This is a genomic window from Bacteroidales bacterium (assembly GCA_013314715.1).
Classification (GTDB): Bacteria; Bacteroidota; Bacteroidia; order Bacteroidales; family GWA2-32-17; genus Ch61.
On record JABUFC010000027.1, the window covers coordinates 23,416 to 43,786 of the forward strand.

At 35.5% G+C, this 20,371-nt stretch carries 13 protein-coding genes; 6 read left to right on the top strand and 7 right to left on the bottom strand.

The window, feature by feature from the left end; genetic code table 11:
- Positions 1-4 precede the first annotated feature (4 nt).
- Positions 5-577 (bottom strand): TetR/AcrR family transcriptional regulator, encoded by a 573-nt coding sequence (locus HPY79_07755; protein NSW45690.1) that lies wholly within the window; start codon positions 575-577, stop codon positions 5-7.
- 236 nt (positions 578-813) lie between these two features.
- Here HPY79_07755 and HPY79_07760 point away from each other — a divergent pair, with 236 nt between their 5' ends.
- The gene (locus HPY79_07760; GenBank protein ID NSW45691.1) at positions 814-1,677 is read left to right on the top strand and encodes a sigma-70 family RNA polymerase sigma factor; all 864 of its coding nucleotides are present in this window, start codon (positions 814-816) and stop codon (positions 1,675-1,677) included.
- 2 nt (positions 1,678-1,679) lie between these two features.
- On the opposite strand, the gene HPY79_07765 is transcribed toward HPY79_07760, so the two are convergent.
- From HPY79_07765 to HPY79_07775, 3 genes are all read right to left on the bottom strand, one after another.
- Complete coding sequence (locus tag HPY79_07765; GenBank protein NSW45692.1) at positions 1,680-2,249, bottom strand: indolepyruvate oxidoreductase subunit beta; 570 nt, start codon at positions 2,247-2,249, stop codon at positions 1,680-1,682.
- A gap of 19 nt (positions 2,250-2,268) precedes the next feature.
- Positions 2,269-3,873 carry an indolepyruvate ferredoxin oxidoreductase gene (locus tag HPY79_07770; protein ID NSW45693.1) on the bottom strand — a complete coding sequence of 535 codons (1,605 nt, stop codon included), beginning with the start codon at positions 3,871-3,873 and terminating at the stop codon, positions 2,269-2,271.
- 97 nt (positions 3,874-3,970) lie between these two features.
- On the bottom strand, positions 3,971-4,381 hold the full coding sequence (locus tag HPY79_07775) for a YjbQ family protein (GenBank protein ID NSW45694.1): 411 nt from the start codon (positions 4,379-4,381) through the stop codon (positions 3,971-3,973).
- Between the two features lie 65 nt (positions 4,382-4,446).
- Between HPY79_07775 and HPY79_07780 the strand changes: the two genes are divergently transcribed.
- Complete coding sequence (locus HPY79_07780) at positions 4,447-5,106, top strand: hypothetical protein (protein ID NSW45695.1); 660 nt, start codon at positions 4,447-4,449, stop codon at positions 5,104-5,106.
- On the opposite strand, the gene HPY79_07785 is transcribed toward HPY79_07780, so the two are convergent.
- Together HPY79_07785 and dacB are read right to left on the bottom strand one after the other, a co-directional pair.
- On the bottom strand, positions 5,103-6,158 hold the full coding sequence (locus HPY79_07785; GenBank protein ID NSW45696.1) for a toxin-antitoxin system YwqK family antitoxin: 1,056 nt from the start codon (positions 6,156-6,158) through the stop codon (positions 5,103-5,105). The genes HPY79_07780 and HPY79_07785 overlap by 4 nt on opposite strands.
- Positions 6,159-6,187: 29 nt before the next feature.
- Entirely contained in the window at positions 6,188-7,642 is a 1,455-nt protein-coding gene (gene dacB, locus HPY79_07790; GenBank protein ID NSW45697.1) for a D-alanyl-D-alanine carboxypeptidase/D-alanyl-D-alanine-endopeptidase, read from the bottom strand.
- Positions 7,643-7,810: 168 nt separating this feature from the next.
- Between dacB and rho the strand changes: the two genes are divergently transcribed.
- The 4 genes from rho to HPY79_07810 all read left to right on the top strand — a co-directional run bounded on the left by rho (position 7,811) and on the right by HPY79_07810 (position 19,135).
- On the top strand, positions 7,811-9,532 hold the full coding sequence (gene rho / locus HPY79_07795) for a transcription termination factor Rho (protein NSW45698.1): 1,722 nt from the start codon (positions 7,811-7,813) through the stop codon (positions 9,530-9,532).
- Between the two features lie 95 nt (positions 9,533-9,627).
- Positions 9,628-13,167 carry a pyruvate:ferredoxin (flavodoxin) oxidoreductase gene (gene nifJ, locus HPY79_07800; GenBank protein NSW45699.1) on the top strand — a complete coding sequence of 1,180 codons (3,540 nt, stop codon included), beginning with the start codon at positions 9,628-9,630 and terminating at the stop codon, positions 13,165-13,167.
- 492 nt (positions 13,168-13,659) lie between these two features.
- Positions 13,660-14,007, top strand: a complete 348-nt coding sequence (locus tag HPY79_07805; protein ID NSW45700.1) for a hypothetical protein — start codon at positions 13,660-13,662, stop codon at positions 14,005-14,007.
- A gap of 10 nt (positions 14,008-14,017) precedes the next feature.
- Positions 14,018-19,135 carry a gliding motility-associated C-terminal domain-containing protein gene (locus HPY79_07810; GenBank protein ID NSW45701.1) on the top strand — a complete coding sequence of 1,706 codons (5,118 nt, stop codon included), beginning with the start codon at positions 14,018-14,020 and terminating at the stop codon, positions 19,133-19,135.
- 1,066 nt (positions 19,136-20,201) lie between these two features.
- On the opposite strand, the gene HPY79_07815 is transcribed toward HPY79_07810, so the two are convergent.
- On the bottom strand, positions 20,202-20,371 hold a 170-nt coding region (locus tag HPY79_07815), incomplete at its 5' end, for a hypothetical protein (GenBank protein ID NSW45702.1).

Sequence of the window (20,371 nt, forward strand, 5' to 3'; positions counted from 1 at the left end):
TATATTACTTATTTTTTATTCCATAAAAAAGTATATCCATTAAGTAATTTAATCGCTCACTTAAATCATCATCGTCGCTTACAAAGGGTATCTCAAGACCCTTCATTGCAGTAAAAATAGCTAAAGCAGCTAAATCAACATGATCAATAGAAAACTCTTTTTTTACTACACCCTCTGTTAAAATTGTTTGAATCATACTGATTTCTTCATTATCAAATTTTTTTCTAATTTTTTCAATAAATGGCATATGATTAAAATAATCGTTTTTGAGAGCATCATAAAAGTTTATCATTTTTTTTAAAAAATGCATTCGAGTATGTACGTATGTTCTCAATTTGTCTGAAGCATTTTTTTGTTCTAAAAGTTTTTTCATTATTTCTTGTCGCAATATATTGGCTTCATAATCAAGAACTGCTTCAAATATTTCTTCTTTCGATTTAAAGTAATAATAAATAGAGCTTTTCTTTTTTCGCATGGTTTGAGCTATTTCTTCAACAGAAGTTTTTTTAAACCCAAACTTAGAAAACACTTCGCGGCTAGTTAAAATAATTTGTTCTTTTAGTTTTGGTATACCCATATTTTAAAATGTACGTTTTTAAATTTATCGTACAAAGTTAGAACATATTTTTTAAAGAAAAAAAATACTTATCCATAATTTTTATTTTTTTAACACTTTGCGGAATTATATACTCAATAAAACTTTTCTTTAAATTAAATATGAGCTATTTACAGGAATACATAAAATTCTATATAAAAAATGTAACCATTATAACATTGTATCGTAATAAAGCTTGTAAACCAAATCGCAACGCTATGAGACAATTAAAAATTACGAAACAAGTAACGAATAGAGAAAATCCCTCGCTCGATAAATACTTACATGAAATTGGTAGAATGGATTTATTGAGCGTTGACGAAGAAGTTGAACTTGCTCGAAAAATACGCGAAGGCGATCAAGAAGCATTTAATAAATTAGTCAATTCAAATCTTCGGTTTGTAGTTTCTGTTGCCAAGCAATACCAGAATCAAGGATTAAGCTTACCCGACCTTATAAATGAAGGAAATTTAGGGCTTATGAGGGCAGCTATGCGATTTGATGAAACAAGAGGGTTCAAATTTATTTCATATGCGGTATGGTGGATTCGTCAATCAATATTACAAGCTCTTGCCGAACAAGCTCGCATTGTTCGATTACCACTCAATAAAGTAGGATTACACAACAAAGTTACCAAAGCTTTTATACGTTTAGAACAAGAGTTAGAACGCGAACCTTCTGCCGAAGAAGTCGCTCAGGTATTAGAAATGCCTGTAGAAGATGTTAAAGCATTCATTAAAACCTCATCAAAACACGTTTCTATGGATGCCCCAATAAACAGCGAAGAAGAAGGTTCAATGTACGACTTAATACCTGCTTCAGACGATGAACAACCCGATAATACCCTCATAACCGACTCACTTCGAAAAGAAATAAACCGAATATTAAATACATTATCACCGCGTGAAGCCGATATTGTTAAAATGTATTACGGTTTAGATGGTTATCATCAACATTCGCTCGACGAAATTGGCGAAAAGTTTGAACTCACCCGAGAACGTGTTCGTCAAATAAAAGAAAAAGCTCTCCGAAGACTTAAACATACTTCGAAGAGCAAAATACTTAAAAGCTATTTAGGATAAACTTACTTAAAATTATAGCCTAATTCGAATGCTTTTAGATTTAATTCAACCACACTCTCACCTTTGTTTTTAAACATTTGATGAATAGCTTGTTGCATATCCTCTTTTGAAAAACCTAAATGGGGTGCCGATGCTCCTAAAATAATCATGTTAACTGACTTTTCGGAACCCAACTCTTTAGCCATTTCATCAGCAGGTATTAAAACATGATTTTTTATTTTTTTTATTTCACTATAAATCTTTTCTAAATCGGGGTAATTGGGAATGTTCACAAAAGGAGCTTTATTTGTAATAAGCCAACCTTCAGTACTTAAATAAGGTAAGTAGCGTAACGACTCCATTGGTTCAAGAGATATAATAATATCGGCTTGTCCTAAAGGAATTAAATCTGAAAATATTTCATTATCAGAAATTCTTAGGTTCGACATAACATCGCCACCTCGTTGACTCATTCCATGTACCTCGCTTTGTTTTAAGTACATTCCTTTATTTAACGCTGCTAAACCAATAATGGCTGCAACTGAGATGATACCTTGACCACCTACACCTGCTAAAACTATATCTTTTTTCATCTTATTATACTTTTTAGGTTTATTTGTTTTTAAACTTTTCACGCATACGTTTATCGAGCGTAACAATGCATTCGCGCTGAGGAATAATAACCGAAACACCGTCGTAAGCTAATTCTTCCTTTATTATTTTTACGTTTTCTTCATGGTTTTTAGCCAATGGTTTAATAATTCGAATATGTTCTGGTTCAACACCAACGCCACGACAAATAGCTTCAAGACGGTTTAATGCAGCTGATGGTTGCCCACCGGTCATTGCCGTTGTAAAATTATCAAGAATAAAAACTTTTACATTTGATTTGTGAACTACACAATCAATCAAACCTGTTATACCACTATGTGTAAAAGTACTATCACCTATAACTGCAATAGCTGGAACCAAACCTGCATCGGCAGCACCTTTTGCCATAGTTATAGAAGCTCCCATATCAACACATGTGTTGATAGATTCTAAAGGAGGAAGGGCACCCAGCGTATAACAACCTATATCTGAAAAAACTCTACCCTTTGAATAATCTCTTAAAGCCTCATTTATAGCTAAATAAGTATCGTTATGTGGACAACCTTTACACAAAGCAGGAGGACGAGGAGCCACTACCTCAGGCACTGATTTAAGCTCATTTGTCTTTAAGCCAATAGCTTGAGCTACAATTGTCGGATTCAGTTCACCATCGCGAGGTACTGTTCCATCTAAGCGTCCTTTAATTGTTTTACCTAAATTAAGCATTCCTTTTAACAATTCTTCGATAAGTGGATAACCCTCTTCTAAAACAAGAATAGAGCTACATTCATCGTATAACTTTTTTACCATTTTTTTGGGTATTGGATGCTGACCAATTTTAAGAACCGGATACGGAACACCATTGGGAAAATTCTCCATTAAATAATTATATGCTATTCCGCATGTAATAATACCTAATGATTTATCTTTTCCATCAATGTATTTATTAAATCCAGAATTTTCAGCTTCCAATTCTAAACTATCCTGAATCGATAGTAAACGGCGGTAATTTCTTTTAGCTATGACTGGTAAAAGCACAAATTGTCGTAAATCAGAAGGTAGTTTTAATTCGTTCTGTTTTCGAACAGTGCCTTTTATTTTAACGCCCGAACGGCTATGTGCTAAACGTGTTGTTATCCTTAGCAAAGTAGGAATGGCATATTTTTCAGACAAATCGAAAGCATAATGTACCATATCATATGCTTCTTGCTGATTGGCAGGCTCAAAAATGGGGATCATTGCAAATTTTCCATAAAAACGACTATCTTGCTCATTTTGCGATGAATGCATTGAAGGGTCATCGGCTGCAACCACAATAATTCCTCCGTTTGCTCCTGTAATAGAAGCATTTATAAAACCATCTGCAGCCACGTTTAAACCGACATGTTTCATCGTTACCATTGTTCTTTTACCAGCATACGACATGCCTAAAGCTCCTTCCATTGCAGTTTTTTCGTTAGCACACCAATTGGCTTTTATATTTAATTCCTTCGCCTGTTTTGATGCATGAACATACTCTGGTATTTCTGTTGATGGAGTACCAGGATATGCATATATGCCCGACATTCCAGCATCAATCGCTGCTTGAGCTATAGCTTCGTCACCTAATAATAATAATTTTTCCATGACTTAATTTTTTGAGTTCAAGTTTCAAACATACATGTTTTTTCTGAAAAGAAAAACGATTTTTATCAAAAGAATAAAGCAATCATTTTGCTTAGTATTAGCTAATAACAGTAGCCATAATTTTTCTTCTTCCTCCAAATTTTCTAAATTCACATAAATATATTCCTTGCCAAGTACCTAAAGCTAACTTATGATCTTTAATGGGAATAACTAACGAAACACCTATTAAACTCGATTTAATATGAGCGGGCATATCGTCTAATCCTTCGTATGTATGTTCAAAATATTTAAAATTTTCTGGCATAAGCGTTGAAAAAAAAGTTTTAAAATCGCTCCTAACTGAAAAATCTGCGTTTTCGTTAATTGTCAGAGCAGCCGATGTATGCTGAATAAATAAATTTAATAAACCGCTGGATGGCAAATTTGGAAGTTCGTCTAATATTTCATTCGTTATTAAATGAAAACCATACGAATAAGGTTTTAACAATATTTGTGTTTGATAAACCATAATTTATTAGCATTTTTACCAAAAAATAATTTCCACAAAATTAAAATAAATAATTGCTTTCTTCAATGCAACTTCAAAACTTGAAATATGTTTTTATTGTCTTTTATTTACTTATTTTTGTTGGTTTCAGTTTTACACAAGAAAAAAAAATTGTACAAATACGAGGTTTATTAACTAATCAACAAAACGACATTTTAAGTTATACATTCATTTACGACAAATATGCTCAAAAAGGTTATTTAACCAATGATAAAGGTGAATTTAACATTTTTGTTGAAAGAGGTACAGAGTTAATATTTAGTCATATCGGATACAAAAAATTTGCATACACCATACCTATTATTGGCAACACCGATTTACTTTTTTTGCGTATCAAATTAATACCCGATACCATTTTACTAAAAGAAATTACTGTTTTTCCATGGAAAACCTATCAACAATTTATACAAGTATTTATCAACACACCTATTCCAGACGATGATATTAGTAGAGCCGAACAAAATTTTGCCATTCTAAAAAAGCAATTAGCTACTATGGAAGAAGATGATAACTTTCAATCTGCTTCTATTGCATATAAAATAAATTTACAACAAATGGCTAATAATTTATATTGGAAAGGCCAGACTCAACCCATGCAAATATTTAATATTATGGCATGGCAAGAATTTATTAGATATATACGCGAAGGAAAATTTAAAAATCCGAATAAACGTAAAAAAAATTAAAATACTGGTATATTCTGATTAACTTTCATGCTATCTTTCTTGATATAAGGTATCTGAATAGTCTGTCCATCTTTGTAAATAGCTTTAAGCTCTAACTGTCCGTTGGGTTTCCATAATGATAATTCACCATCGTATTTTCCATACTTATATGAAATCTCACTTTTTAATTGTCCATTTTCGTACCATGTACGTGATGTTCCATGTTCTTGGCCGTCTACATAATAATCTTCACTCATTTTCTGACCATTAGGATAATACGTAACCCATGTTCCTTGTTCTAATCCATTTTTAATATATCCTCTACGCTTTTCTTTTCCGTTTTCATACCAAAATACCCAAAGACCATCTTCATAACCTGTTGAATAATTTCCCATTACTTTAGGGTTACCGTTTTCGTACCATGTTTCAAACTTTCCTTTTGGTAAACCTTCATTGTATGTCATCTTCTTTTCGAGCGTACCATTTTCATACCATGATACCCACATTCCATGTTCTTTGTCATCTTTATATTTACCTTTTTGTTGAATGTTTCCATTTTCATACCATGTTATCCATTCTCCATGCTTTAAGCCTTCTTTAAAAAACTTTTGCTCTTTCTTTTTACCATTCTCATAATAGCTCAACATTTCGCCATTGGGTTTTCCTTCTTTATAATAAGCAACTTGCTTTAATCGCTTATTTTCATACCACTCTTTTTGAATTCCTTCGCGTTGACCTTTTTCATAATTTTCTTCAATTAATGTATCTCCATTGTCGCTAAATACTAATTGACGTCCTTGTTTTATCCCATTTAAATAACGCATTTCAGCAACTTTCAAACCCGTATTTTTGAAAACGTAAGAAATACCATGCAACTTACCTTCTTTATAAAAAAATACTTTTTTAATATTATCATCAATTTTTTCGCATTCACCTGTATAAGCTATATTTCGACCATCTTTTATAATTCCATTTTCTTCATGAAGTTCTGAACAATCGCAATGCCGAGTACACGAAAATATTAAAACTCCTGTGCTAATAAACAGTGAATATGTTAATAGCTTTATAAGCATTTAAATATTTTTTAAGTTTATACGAAAATTCAAAAGAAAAGTTTCAAAATAATTTGTTCAATTTTATCTTTTATCCATTTTGAGGGCTGAGGGCAGTTATTAACAATAATGGCAAATGCAATGGTATGTTTATCTTTAGTTGTTATATATCCAGCTAAACTTCGAATATTGGTCATAGTTCCGGTTTTAGCAACAACTTTTCCTTGTGCTTTAGTATTTACAAACATCTTAGAAAGTGTACCATTTTCGCCGGCAACAGCTAAAGAATTATAAAATATTTTTTTATAGGAGCTATAGTTTGACATAAATTCTAAAACTTTAACAAATTGTTGTGTACTTAATGCATTAAATCGCGATAAGCCCGATGCATCATACAGCAAACAATCACCTGTTCTGTTTTTCCAAAAACGATTAACTGCTAATGTTCCAGATTCTGTTGTAGTAGATTTATATTGTATGTAACCACACATTCGTGCCATAGCTTCTGCAAATATATTGATACTGTATAAATTTGTCAAGTTAACGATTTGACTGAGGTTTGGAGAATAATGTGTATAAAAAAGTGTTGTTTTTTCGGTAGTATCGACAATATAATTATATTCCATCCGAAAATCAGGATTTTGCGTTACTTTTATTGCATACTTTTCTATTATCTTTTGTAACATTACGGCAGCTGTTAATGGAGGATTAGGGATACTACCACGAACTTCGAAACTATCAGATTTTAATGGAATAAGTCCAACAACAAGGCGTGTAGAATCAAAAATATCGCCATATATAATACTTTGATCGTTCGAAACTTTTCCGCCCCAAAGATTGTTTATAATTTCTATTGGAATATTTTCAGGATAAATATTGGTAAGTGTAGCAGGCTCTAATGAATCCGAAGTCTTAAAATAAAGACTATACTCATTATTATATATATTTAATCCACATGACGAGGCCCCAAAATAATTGGCTACATCGCCAACAATCCAAGTAGAAGTAGGTAAATTATAGTTGTAAAAAGTGGCATCACCTATTATTTTACCATCAATATATTTTATTCCTTTTGATTTTAACCATAATGCAACAGAATCAAACGGACTATTTTTCTCGAAGTAGGATTTAAAAAAACGACTATATAAAGTTGGATCACCATACCCTTTAATGATAATATTGCCTTTTAAAACCGAATCAGAAACAAAACCAGTATAATAAAATTCAGTTTTAAACTGAAATGAAGGTTTTAAAATATGTAAAGCAGCCCCTGTAGTAAAAAGTTTAACAATAGAGGCAGGCGTTAACTTTAAATTTCCATTGTAGTCGATTAAAAGCTTATCATTGGTAATATCTTTAGCTGTTATAGCAACAATGCCTCCCTGCCAACTACTATCGGTCAACAAAAAAGATATTTTATTTACATAAATAGAATCACCTTTAAAAACTTGACTATAAGAACAAAGATACAAAAAAATAGTAATAAGAAAAAATAATAGCCTCATCATTTTTTACGCAAACCTACTCATTTTTTTAATATTTTACACATTTTTACTTGCATTTATTTGCAGAATTAAAAATTTACTTGTAAACTTGCAAATCTTTTTGTTTAAGAAATCACTTTCTTTCTTAAAAATCCAAATTATTCTTATTTAGCAAAAAATCAAAATAGTATGTTTGACGCAACAGAATTAATTTCTAAAAAACTAGTAGAATTACGAAGTATTGCCAAAGGTTTAGGTGTAAAGTATGCCGACGTTTTAAAAAAAGAGGAACTTATTCAAAAAATAATAGAAGCAGAATGGCAAAAAGAAAATAATACAAAAGACCATTTACAATTATCATTTAAGTTAGAAGAAGATACAAAATCTGAAAACGAAACCATTAATAAAGAAGAAACGAAACGCAAACGTAAACGCAAAATTGTTACCACCGAACCAATAGATAGTTCTATTTCGAAATTAACAAACCCCGAAATAATTGACGAAGAAATAATTCCTAAAGCCTTACAAGAAGGATTTGATGACGAAATCAACATTACCATTGAACCAGAAATAAACATCGATAACAAAACCAATGATATAGTTCAAGTTGAAATTATTGCAGAGAAAAAAGAAACGAATTCTTTAGAAGATGAAAACCATTCATCCGTTAATCAAACAGAAGCAATTCTCCAAACAGAAAAAACAGAAAACAATACTAAACCAAAAACATATACTCCTTATCACAATAAGAACGGACAAGAAAAAGCTATCATCGACAAAAACAACGATTTTGATGGCATAGCAACCACCGTTGGTGTATTAGAGATTATGCCCGAAAATTATGGTTTTCTCCGCTCGCCCGATTATAATTATTTATCATCACCCGACGATGTGTATGTGTCACAATCGCAAATAAAACACTTGGGTTTAAAAACGGGTGACACCATAAAAGGCTCCGTAAGACCACCACGTGAAGGTGAAAAATATTTTCCATTGGTAAAAATTGAAGAAATTAATGGGCTACCTCCCGAACTCATAAGAGAGCGTGTTCCCTTTGACCACCTTACTCCCCTTTTTCCAAACGAAAAATTTAATATAGCCGAAGGTCCTAAAGCAACTATCTCTACTCGAATTGTAGATATGTTCGCCCCTATAGGTAAGGGACAACGCGGACTAATTGTAGCCCAACCCAAAACGGGAAAAACTGTTTTATTAAAAGAAATTGCTAATGCTATAGCACATAACCACCCCGAAGTATATCTTATGATATTACTCATTGACGAACGTCCCGAAGAAGTTACCGATATGGCTCGTAGTGTTAATGCAGAGGTAATAAGCTCTACATTCGACGAGCCTGCCGAACGCCATGTAAAAATCGCTAATATTGTTCTCGAGCGAGCTAAACGCATGGTAGAATGCGGCCATGATGTCGTTATACTTCTCGACTCTATTACCCGCTTAGCTCGAGCATATAACACGGTTGCACCAGCATCGGGTAAAATTTTAACCGGTGGAGTTGATTCTAACGCCCTGCACAAACCCAAACGTTTCTTTGGTTCGGCTCGAAACATTGAAAATGGAGGTTCGTTAACTATCATAGCAACTGCGCTAACCGAAACAGGATCGAAAATGGATGATGTTATTTTTGAAGAATTTAAAGGCACTGGCAATATGGAACTCCAACTCGACAGAAAACTAGCCAATAAGCGAATTTTCCCAGCTGTTGATATTTTAGCTTCAAGTACACGTCGTGAAGAGCTTTTACATCCACAAGAAGTACTCAATAGAATTTGGATATTGCGTAACTACCTTTCAGATATGACTCCTGTAGAAGCGATGGAATTTTTCAAAGATCGTTTAGCACGGACACAAAGCAACGAAGAGTTTTTACTAACGATGAGCAGCGAATAAAATTGGTTTTTAAACATATTTTCTTTTTTAAGAAAATTCTACTTTTGAGGATGGAAATATAGAATTATTAACTAACTCATTAAAAATATTTTACAATGGCAAAAGAAAAAAAATTTATGACATGCGATGGCAATCATGCTGCTGCGCATGTTGCATACATGTTTAGCGAAATGGCATGTATTTATCCTATTACCCCCTCTTCGAATATGGCCGAAAATGTTGATGAATGGGCAGCACAAGGACGTAAAAACATTTTTGGCGAAACAGTTCGCGTAGTTGAAATGCAATCAGAAGCTGGAGCCGCTGGAGCAGTTCATGGAGCCTTACAAGCAGGCACATTATGCTCTACTTATACTGCCTCACAAGGTTTATTGCTCATGATTCCCAACATGTATAAAATTGCAGGTGAATTATTACCCGGTGTTTTTCATGTTAGCGCACGTAGCTTAGCTGCACAAGCATTATCTATTTTTGGCGACCATAGCGACGTAATGGCAACCCGTAATACTGGCTTTGCTTTATTAGCAACAGCTTCAGTACAAGAAATAATGGATATTGCTCCTGTGGCACATTTAGCTGCGATTAAATCGAGAGTGCCTTTTCTACACTTTTTCGATGGTTTCAGAACATCGCACGAAATCCAAAAAATTGAATATATCGAGAATGAAGATATTATCAACTTAGTTGATAAAGATGCTCTACAAGCATTCCGTAATAGAGCTTTAAACCCTAATCACCCAGTAACTCGTGGTACCGCCCAAAATCCTGATATTTATTTCCAAGCACGCGAAGCAGCCAATCGTTTTTACGATGCCGTGCCCGATATCGTTGAGTATTATATGCAAGAAATGGCAAAAATAACAGGACGCGAATACCATCCATTCGATTACTATGGACATCCAGAAGCTGAAAATATTGTGATTGCAATGGGCTCCATTACCGATACTCTAAAAGAAGTAATCGACTACAAACTTAAACGCGACGAAAAAGTTGGTTTAATTAGCGTTCATCTTTACCGTCCATTCTCGAAAAAATACTTCATGAAAGTTTTACCCAAAACCGTAAAACGTATTGCAGTATTAGACCGCACCAAAGAACCCGGAGCAACCGGCGAACCTCTCTATTTAGATGTAGTTGATGTTTTCTATGGTGAAGAAAACAAACCTCTTATCGTTGGTGGTCGCTATGGATTAAGCTCCAAAGACACTACCCCCGGAATGATGTTCTCAGTATTTGACAATTTAGCTCTAAATGAACCCAAAAATCATTTTACAATTGGTATCATAGACGATGTTACTTTTACTTCACTTCCTATGCGTGAAATACAATGCTTATGCGAAGGTGGCGTATTCGAAGCAAAATTCTATGGCATTGGAAGCGATGGTACCGTTGGCGCAAATAAAAACTCCATCAAAATTATCGGTGAAAACACCAATAAATACGTTCAAGCATATTTTGCATACGACAGTAAAAAATCGGGTGGTGTTACCATATCGCACTTACGTTTTAGCGACAATGTTTTAAGATCGCCTTATTTGGTTTGCAACCCCGACTTTGTTGCTTGCCATGTTCCTGCGTATCTAGACAAATACGATATGCTTAAAGGATTAAAACGCAATGGAACATTCCTCTTAAACAGTATCTGGGATGCAGAAGAAACAAAAAAACATTTGCCCGACTCAATTAAAAAATATTTAGCAGAAAACGAAATAAATTTCTATATCATCAATGCTTCAAAAATAGCTGAAGAAATTGGTCTACCTGGCAGAACGAATACAATTATGCAAGCTGCCTTCTTCAAAGTTGCCAATGTTATTCCATACGATTTAGCTGTAAAAGCCATGAAAAAAGCTATCGAAAAAACATATGGCAAAAAAGGTGAAAAAGTAGTACAACTCAATTATGCCGCTGTAGATGCAGGCGAAAAAGTTATTAAAGTCGAAATACCACAAGATTGGAAAAATATAGTAGTTAAAGATACCACCCAAGACTCTCATTTACCTGACTTTATTAAAAAAGTTGTAAACCCCATCAATGCTCTTAAAGGCGATGATTTGCCAGTCAGCGCATTTTTAGATAGAGAAGACGGCACATTCCCAGCTGGAACTACAAAATATGAAAAACGTGGTATTGCTATTAATGTTCCAACCTGGATTTCAGACAACTGTATTCAATGTAACCAATGTTCATTTGTTTGTCCTCACGCTGCTATTCGTCCATTCTTACTTAATGAAGAAGAACTTAAAAATGCTCCCGAAGGCACTGTAACATTGAAAGCAAACGGTAAAGATTATGCTGGTTTACACTTCAGAATTCAAGTTAGTGTTCTCGATTGTACAGGTTGTGGTAATTGCGTTGATGTATGTCCAGCAAAAACGAAAGCCCTAGAATTTAAAACACTCGAAAGTCAACATGCTGAAATTAAACGTTGGGAATACTTATCAGAAAATGTTACCTATAAAACAATAGCCGATCCTACCTCAACCGTAAAAGCAAGCCAATTTGCACAACCACTCTTTGAATTTTCGGGTGCATGTGCTGGTTGTGGCGAAACACCCTATATTAAACTTATAACTCAACTTTTTGGCGATAGAATGATTGTTGCCAATGCTACAGGATGCAGCTCTATATACGGTGGTTCTGCTCCTTCAACTCCTTATTGTGCGAATAAAGAAGGTAAAGGAGTGGCTTGGGCAAACAGTTTATTCGAAGATAATGCTGAATACGGCTTTGGTATAGCATCGGGTGCTAAAAAACTCCGTGAACGTGTAAAACGTTATATGCAACAATTATTAAACGAAAACATTAATGCTCAAACCAAAGAAGCAATTCAGGCATGGATCGATAATTTTAATAATAGCACTACGACCAAAGAAGTTTCTGCTAAGGTAGCTGAAATGTTAAAAAAAGAAAATCACCCACTCTGTAATGAAATATTAGCATTAGAACAATACTTTGTAAAACCCAGTGTTTGGATTATTGGCGGCGACGGTTGGGCATACGATATTGGCTACGGTGGTTTAGACCATGTAATTGCATCGGGCGAAGATGTGAATATTTTAGTTCTCGACACCGAAGTATATTCCAACACAGGTGGTCAGGCATCAAAAGCTTCTCCTTTAGCTGCAGTTGCTAAATTTGCTGCTTCGGGTAAACGTATTCGTAAAAAAGACTTAGGACTCATAGCTACTACATACGGTTATGTTTATGTAGCACAAGTTTCGATGGGGGCTAGTCAATCACAGTACTTAAAAGCTATTCGCGAAGCCGAAGCTTACCAAGGTCCTTCTATTATAATTGCTTATGCTCCTTGTATCAATCATGGCTTACACGATGGCATGGGTAAATCACAAGAAGAAGCTAAATTAGCTGTTGAATGTGGCTACTGGACTTTGTATCGTTATAATCCAGAACTCGAAAAACAAGGACTAAATCCTTTCCAAATTGATAGCAAAGAACCCGACTGGAGCAAATTCCAAGCCTTTTTAAATAGCGAAGTCCGATTTACTTCACTTAAAAAGACTTTCCCACAAGAAGCTGAAATTTTATTTAAAGAAGCCGAAGAAAATGCAAAATGGCGTTATAATCAATACCGCAGATTAGCTAGCGCATTTGCAACTGAAAAAACAATATAAAAATATATGTTTTATATAAAAAAAGCCGGTTAAAACCGGCTTTTTTTTATATAACCTTATCATAAATATTTTCATCTTAAACTATTTTATAAAAAACAATATATATATTTTCAACCCAAGTACGATGAATAAAAGTTTCTTTTTTGTCGAGTCTAACCTTTTTGTCGTCGTTCTAAGCTTGTCTAATTGCTCGTTATTCTGAGCTTGTCGAAGAATGACCCCAATGCTTATTTAGGTTTGTGTATGGTTATACCTCGACAGGCTCGGTATGACGGTGGGTTTAGGGTTTATTCTTCAAAAAAATATTACTATTTTTATTAGCCTGGTTGAATTTGTTTATTCATGCTACTTAGGTTTAAACTTTTTATAAAAACAAAAAAATGTTTATTTTCAATATTTTTTTAAAAATTTGAACAATTTAGTATATTATTTCTACTATAAGTCCTTGACTTTTTTATTTTTTTACTATATTTTTGCTAAAATTTTTAGACTATGAAATATTGTTTTTTGATTTTCTTTGCTTTTTCATTATCAACAGTCTTTGCACAAGTAAAAACAACCCGTTATATTCATGTTAAATATTCTTATATTGTTGAAAATGTTAATTCCGAATTGCAATTGCAAAAATTACAAAACGATTTTAAACAAATTAAAGGCGTAGATGAAGTTAAATACACGTATAAACCTGAAAAGCAAAAAGCACAATACATCATTTATACCACCCAGCAAATTCGTCAATCAGAAGCGGACGAAGAATTTCACATCACTTCATTAAAAGAAGCTATCATCAAAAACAATTTAGTTCCTAATGAACTAAAAGAAGAAATAGTAGAACAATAAAATCAAAACCATGATAAAAACAAGAAATTTACTTGCTATTGCAAGCGTTGTATTATTATCTTTTAATGTGTTTAGTCAGGGCAATGATTGCTCAAATGCAACAACTATTTCAGTAACTGCCAACTGCTCAAGCCCTGTATCGGGGACTTCGGCAGGAGCAACCCAATCGTTTGCCGGTTGCGTAGGAACAGCCGATGATGACGTTTGGTATAAATTTACGGCAACAGCGACCAGCCATGTCATCACAGTTACACCATCGGCAAGTTACGACCCTGTAGTTGAACTTTTTTCGGGCAATTGCAGTTCGTTAACTTCTCTTTATTGCCGAGACAATGGAATGACAGGCGAAGCCGAAACGATATATGCTACCGGATTAACCGTTGGCAATACTTATTACGTAAGAATTTATCACTATTACAGCGGTAGTGGTTCTAATACATTCACCATTTGCGTAACAACGCCCCCCTCTGCTCCAACAAATGACAATTGCAGCAGTGCCAGTACTTTAGTTGTAAGTACTACATGTAGCTATACCAATGGTTCATCGTATGGTGCAACAGCATCGTCCACTCCTGCCTGTGCTGGTTCACCCGACGACGATGTGTGGTATAAATTCACCGCCACCAATGCCGTTCAAACCATCACCGTTGATCCATCTGCCAATATGGACCCTGTTGTGGAACTGTTTTCGGGTTCTTGCTCCAGCCTTACCTCCTTGTATTGTCAAGACGATGGCTTTACAGATGGTAACGAAGTAATCAATGCCGTTGGGCTTATTCCGGGACAGACTTATTATATTCGTGTTTACGATTATTATAACTCAAATGGCGGATACCCATTCCAAATATGCGTAACAGGTAGTTCAACTTCAACTCCCATCAACGATGAATGTGCAAATGCAATAGAATTGCCCGAAGTAACATCTGAATGTAATTATTATTATTTTACAACTACAGGTGCAACTAATTCTACCACTACTCCCCTTCCGACTAATTGCGAAAACTTTGATGGCACTCCCAATGCCGGTGGTTTTAGTACCAGTTCAAAAGATGTTTGGTTTAAAATAAAAGTTCCTTCCAATGGGAAATTGAGTATTAGACCTATGCCAGCTTATGGTATAAGTGATGCAGCTATGGTTTTATATTCAGGTACGTGTGGTTCATTAAGTCAAATAGCCTGCTCCGATGACCATAATTACCCAGGTACAAGCAATGACATGAAACCTTATATCAATGTTTCGGGTTTAACAGTAGGTTCGTATGTTTATTTAAGGTATTGGGCATTTGGCTCAGCCTCGGGCGACTTTGCTATTTGTGTCGAATCGCCAACCAACGATGCTTGTTCAAATTCACTACAAATATGCGACATAAACGGCTACGCCGGTTCAACGAGTTCTGCATTTACCGCTGACCGACCCGGTAATATGCGAGGAAATGCTGAAATGAACGACCCACCTACTTACACTTATACTCCAGGCACCTGTCAACCCGGTGGTATATTCGGCTTAGGGGGTTCATGGGGAACAGGCGCTCCCAATTGTGATGTACAAATTAACAACAATTCGTGGATTAAATTTACAGCTTCGAATACAAGTGTTACCCTCAATGTTAATATTAGCAACTGTTGGGTAGGTAATTATCCCTCTGGAGGTATTCAAATGCAAATATTTTCAGGAAATTCGTGCACCAATTTTGCTCCTGTAAGCGATTTTAAAGAAGGTTCTTCTACCTTTACCATTACAGCCAACAATTTAACTGTCGGTAATGAATATTATTTGATGATAGATGGCTTTGCTGGAGATATTTGTGACTATAGCATAACGGCTAATACCGGCGTTCAGTTTACTGATATTACCGCTACCAGCACTTCTATTTGCCCTGGTCAAAGTGTAACGCTAACGGCACCATCGGGTGCTACCAGCTATTTATGGTCACCGGGTGGACAAACCACTCAAAGCATTACGGTTTCTCCGGCAACTACATTTACCTACTCATGCGAAGTAACAGGCGTTTGTAACTATAAGCAAACATTAAATAAAACTGTTGTTGTAAATCCTTTACCCACAATTAGTATTTCGAACAATGGTCCAATATGTCAAGGTGGCACATTAACACTTAGCGCCTCGGGCGGAAGTACGTATAATTGGTCAGGACCAAATGGATTTTCTAGTACACAACAGAATCCAAGTATAACATCAGCTAGTACTGCAGCAAGTGGAACTTATTATGTTACTGTTACCTCGTCGGCAGGATGTTCAAGCACATCTTCAACCAGTGTAACGGTAAATGCGGCTCCATCCTCTCCTACTGTATCAGCCACCAATACGACCATATGCAACGGACAATCGACCACTATCAATGCATCTGGTAGCGGAGCCAGCTACTTTCAAGTATATAATGCCTCTACCAACGGTACTCTATTAGGAACCACTCCATTAACAGTGTCACCTACAGCTACTACTACTTATTATGTACAAGCTGTAAGTAGCTCAGGATGCACCAATTTAGGTGGACGAGTTCCAATAACCATCACCGTTAATCCCAATCCGACACCAAGCATCAGCAGTAACAGCGGTATTTGTGCCGGACAAACTTTGCAATTAAATGCCTCGGGAGGAACTAGCTATAATTGGTCTGGTCCTAATGGTTTTACCAGCACACAGCAAAATCCTTCGATTCCGTCAGCCACCACTGCTGCAACCGGAACTTATACCGTTACCGTAACCAACAGTTACAACTGTTCAGCAACAGCTTCGACCTATGCTACCGTTAATACGTTACCAAACGCAACAGCAAGCAGCAACAGTGCTATATGTTCGGGGCAAACACTTAATTTATATGCTAATGGAGGTAGCACCTATAGTTGGTCAGGACCAGCAGGCTTCACCAGTTCTAATCAAAACCCTGTTATTACTAATGCTACCACTTCCAATTCAGGGATATATTATGTAACAGTAAGCAATGGCACATGTTCAAGTACAACCTCAATAAATGTTACCGTCAATGCTACACCTACGGTAAGCATATCGAGCAACAGCCCACTTTGCACTGGAAATACATTACAACTTAATGCCAGTGGTGGTAGCAGTTATCAATGGTCGGGTGTAGGTGGCTTCACCAGCACTCAACAAAATCCTACCATTCCCAATGCACAATTATCAAACCAAGGTACTTACTACGTAACGGTAACCGCTTCGAATGGATGTACCGCAGTAGCAAGCACCGATGTTTATATTAGCAGTTCGTTTAATTCGACGATTACACCCGCCGGACCATTTTGTTCGAACGGAAATCCTGTAACTTTAACAGCTGCAACGCCCGGTGGCACATGGTCGGGCAATGGTATTACCGATGCTATTCTTGGCGTATTTAATCCCACCAATGCAGGACCTGGTACACACACCATTACTTATACCATATCCGGTTCTTGTGGTTCAACAAGTACAACCAATATTACTGTTTATCAAAGCCCAACAGCTGTTGCATCATCGAATAGTCCCATTTGCGAAGGTCAAACACTTAACTTAAACTCCAATAATGTTTCAAATGCTTCATACGTTTGGAATGGACCAAATAGTTTTAGCAGTACCCAACAAAATCCATCTATAAATAATACAACGATTAACAATGGCGGAAACTATACACTTACCATTACCGATACCCATCAATGTACGGCAGTAACAAGTATTAACGTAACCATTAATCCTGCTCCATCGGTAAGTTTAACAGCTAGCAATCCTATTTGCCAAGGTTCTACTTTAAATATTAGTGCGACATCCGGTTATAATTCCTATAGTTGGCAAGGACCGAATGGTTATCAATCATCTCAATCGTCTATTTCTATTCCCAATGCTAGTTCAGCCCAGTCAGGGACTTATACCGTAACGGTTACTAATGCAAATGGTTGTTCGAAAATTGAATCTATTGTAATCAACGTTTTGAATTTTGCTTCAGCATCCATGACTGTTAATGCTATTAACCCTGCATGTTCGTACAGTAACGATGGACAAATTCAACTTTTCGTTAGCGGAGGTACACCGCCTTATCAATATCATTGGTCGCACGATAACACCAACACTTCTAACATAGCTAATAATCTTCAAGGTGGCTATTATAGCATAACCATAACCGACGGCAATGGTTGTAATATAGATACACTCATCAACCTTTCGGCTCCTGAGCCCATTCAAATTGATGTAACCCCTCAAAATCCAAATTGTTTTGGTATTCACGACGGAAGCATCACAACCCATGTTAGCGGTGGAACTCCAAACTACACCTATTTTTGGAACAATAATTCGACCTCTGCTCAACTAACGCAGATAGGTCCCGGAGTATATTCGCTAACGGTTACCGATAGCCATCAATGTACATCGGTATCTTCGAATATTACTATTACCGAACCCGATGAAATCATACTTCAGCTAAGTGCTACCAACAATCAATGCCCATCGGATAATATTGCATCAGCCACTGCTCAAGTTTCGGGAGGTGTAAGCCCCTATACTTATCAATGGTCGAATGGACAAAATACCCCTACTATAAATCACATTGAAGGAGGCTATTATAGTATAACCGTAACCGATGCGAACTCTTGCAATAAGGTTGATAGTATTTACGTTATTTCACCCGATGGCTTTACCAATAATGCTTTAGTTATCAAAGATACCATTAACGGAGTAGCTTCTATCGACAATCAAATAAGCGGAGGAACACCACCTTACCAATATACATGGTCAAGCGGACAAAACACCGAAGATTTAATCAATATCGAAGCCGGTACCTATATTTTAACCGTAACCGATGCGGCTAATTGTACTTTTATAGATACTTTTGATATAAAACTTCCTATTTTAATACCTACCCTATTTACTCCCAATGGCGACAACACCAACGACCATTTTAACATTAAAAACATTCACATCGTAGCAAAAGTTCACATCGAAATTTATAATCGCTGGGGAAACAAATTATTCGCTTTTGATGGAACGGGCAGCGAATATGCTAATCCTGACCGTCAATGGGACGGAACTTCGAATGGCAAAGAATTGCCCATGGGTTCGTTTGTTTATATTGTAATTGTAAACGATAACGAAGTACATAATGGGGTCGTTTCGATTGTGAGATAAAACCAGTTTTTTTAAACTTTAATATAACATTTTTAAAAGCGTAATTTATTTAAATAATTTATATTACCTAGCATTTCAATAGTTTAAACCCAAATTAATCAATAGGAATTTCGTCTCGTTATAAGTTTAATAACGAGACGAGCCGAACTGCTTGATTTAGTTAGGGTAGTCCCGATTTACTGTTTGTTTCAATTCCAATTTATAAAATTGATTACAAGCACTTTATCGTATAGGCATTTCTAATGCGTAATCTGAGTTAAATTATTCATAGAGTATAATTACCCATTTAATATCAAGCAATATTGCTTAATTATAAAATTTAATTGTGAGACCTTTGCAAAACTCTTTTTGGGGCGAGTCCAACCTTTTTGTAGTCATTCTGAGCTTGTCGAATTTCCCGTCATTCTGAGCTTGTCGAATTTCCCGTCATTCTGAGCTTGTCGAAGAATGACCCCAATGCTCATTTAGTTTTGCGTATGGTTATACCTCGACAGGCTCGGTATGACAGTGGGTGTAGGGTTTATTCTTCTATAAATATTACTATTTTTATTAGCCTGATTGAATTTGTTTATTCATCCTACTTAGGTTAAAAATGTCCAAAAAGAGACCTATGCAAAACTATAATAAAACAACTGTATTCGTTATTGGAATAAAAAAAACAATCTTATTTTCAATTTTTTTTTCAATTACATGAGAATAAAAAAGGAGTTTTGCAAAGGTTTCATGATGATAATGATGTTTTTTGATTGGATGCTGAAATAAAATCAGTATGACGGTTTTTGGTTAGTGTTGGGTTTTGTGGAGATGCTGAAACGAGTTCAGTATGACGATCGGGAGGTAGTGTTGTAGTTTGAGGAGATGCTGAAACGAGTTCAGCATGACGGTTGGAGGGTAGTATGGTGGTCTTTTGAAATAGGCAATATTCACCACACCATTCGTCATCCCGAACTTGTTTCGGGATCTTCCCACGACTTCGCCACTTTTTAGGCTTTAGTAATTGATATACAAATATATATAAAATTATGTAGGCACTACATGATTTTACAAGTAATTATATATCAATACATTATTGAATCATAAATGAAATATTTGATATTTTTAATCCTACTGATTGATAAATTTCTTTTGCTAGTTGAGTTATATTTGACGGAATACCATAGCGTTTATTCGTTTTTTTATCACGCAAAATACTAAGTTGTACACTTAACAACAATTGACGTATATTTTGTGGTGAGA